At 34.7% G+C, this 1,952-nt stretch carries 1 protein-coding gene; it reads left to right on the top strand.

Features of this window, described 5'->3' with window-relative positions:
- Nucleotides 1-111 precede the first annotated feature (111 nt).
- Entirely contained in the window at nucleotides 112-1,797 is a 1,686-nt protein-coding gene (locus IC21_RS13225) for an IS1634 family transposase (RefSeq protein WP_029143146.1), read from the top strand.
- Nucleotides 1,798-1,952: the final 155 nt, after the last annotated feature.

The following is a 1,952-nucleotide window of genomic DNA, read 5'->3' as shown; positions in this document are numbered from 1 at the left end:
ACGCATATTCCGCACGTAAATTTTTCCATTTTAAGATTTTTTTAAAGGAATTTTCTCCTTCTTTGTAGAATTGAATGATTATCTAAACTAGGGGAAGACGAGGAAATTTTTATGTCAGATCAAATTTTAACCTTACATGTGGGGCCGTCTCAACTTTTATCTAAACTGTGTGATGAAATAGAACTCGAAAAAACCATTAATGATTTAGTCAAATGGGATTCTGTCCGTTGTCATATCTCACCCGGAACAAGGATTAAAGCCCTTGTCTTAAACATTTTATGCAGTGGCAAGCCCCTTTATAAGGTTCATGAATTCTATCAAAACCTAGATTCTGAGATGCTTTTCGATACATCGGTTTCACCCGATCAATTAAATGATGATGCATTAGGAAGAGCATTAGATTACTTGTATGAAGCCGAAGCATGGAAAGTCTATTCCACCCTTGCATTAAAAGCACTAAAAAAATTGAATCTTCCTATTGGTATACTGCATAACGATACAACCTCAATTTCTGTTTACGGCGAATATAAGCAACCGAAGGAAGATGGACTGCAAATTACGTACGGGTATAGTAAGGCCCATAGGCCTGACTTAAAACAAATCGTTCTGGGGATGGGGGTCACACCTGAACGAATTCCTATCCTTGCAAAAGTAGAAAATGGGAATACTTCGGATAAATCTTGGAATGTGGAATTCATTCAAAAGATGAGAAAAATCCTTTCCCATGAAGATTGGAAAAATCTCATTTATCAAGCCGATTCTGCATTAATCACAACGGAAAATCTAGCGGAAATTCAACAACAAAATTTATCGTTTATTTCCCGTTTACCTGATACATTCGGTTTAAGCACAGAACTAAAGAAAGAGGCATGGTTGCTCAACAACTGGGAAAGGGTAGGCTCACTTAGCAATAAAAAAGACGCAGCTATTTACCAAATTCAAGCTTTTGAAAGACAAATTCAAAACCTTCCTTACCGGTTTCTTGTTGTCCACTCAAACAATTTAGATCAACGAAAAGAGAAAACCCTAAATCGGGCGATCGAAAAGGAAGAAATACAATTAAAAAAAGAGATAGAAAAACTGAGTAAAGTTATCTTTCATTGTAAAGAGGACGCACTAGAAGCAATTCAATCTTTTAAGAAAAAACAAAAGGCTTCATATTTCTGTTATAAACTAAACGTCCAGATGAGTGATCAACCTATCAAACGAAAAAAGAGAGGAAGACCTAAAAAGGACGAACAGACAAAACAAGAACAAATCTATCAAATACAACTGGAATCGTTTGAAAAAGATCATGATTTTATCGAAAATAAGAAAAAAATGCTCAGCACTTTTGTTTTAATCACAAATAAATTAGATGAGGAGACACTATCCAATCAAGAAGTTTTGAGGGTTTATAAAGGACAGTCGGCCGCTGAGACCCGTTTCCGATTAATCAAAGATTCACAAATGATTGATGCCATTTACTTAAAAACCCCGGAAAGGGTTGAGGCCTTAGGTATTGTGTATGTGATGGCTTTATTAATCTATGGAATTTTAGAATATCGAGTTAGAAAAGAACTGAAAGAAAAGAACCTATCTCTAATCTTGAAAGGAAAAAGGAAACTCTATCAACCCACAGGCCAAGCATTGTTAGAGCAATTAGAAGATATTACCGTGATCCTTATAAATCAAAATCAACAAAAAATAAGGCTCTTACCCGATAATATTGATTCACAAGCCAAAAAAATCATTGAATTATGCGGGTATGATGTATCAATATACGTGTCAAAAAATGTCGAAAACAAAGGAGAATAACACGCAATAGGAGGAATTCATGAAAAGAATGTCGAATTGAAAAGAATTTTATCGAAAATTCCTCAAAAATAAGAAGATATCATCCCACCAAGCCATTTAAATATAGTTCATTCAAAAATTAGAATGAACTATATTTAAGACGTGCGAAATGTGGG

Origin of the sequence: Heyndrickxia coagulans DSM 1 = ATCC 7050 (genome assembly GCF_000290615.1) — a bacterium.
Lineage (GTDB): Bacteria > Bacillota > Bacilli > Bacillales > Bacillaceae_C > Weizmannia > Weizmannia coagulans.
The sequence above is the reverse complement of the archived record's forward strand: the minus strand, read 5'-3'. Positions and strand labels throughout refer to the sequence as shown.

Excerpts from the sequence above, each read along its gene's own strand:
- IC21_RS13225 (WP_029143146.1), top strand. The coding sequence starts at position 112 with ATGTCAGATCAAATTTTAACCTTACATGTGGGGCCGTCTCAACTTTTA.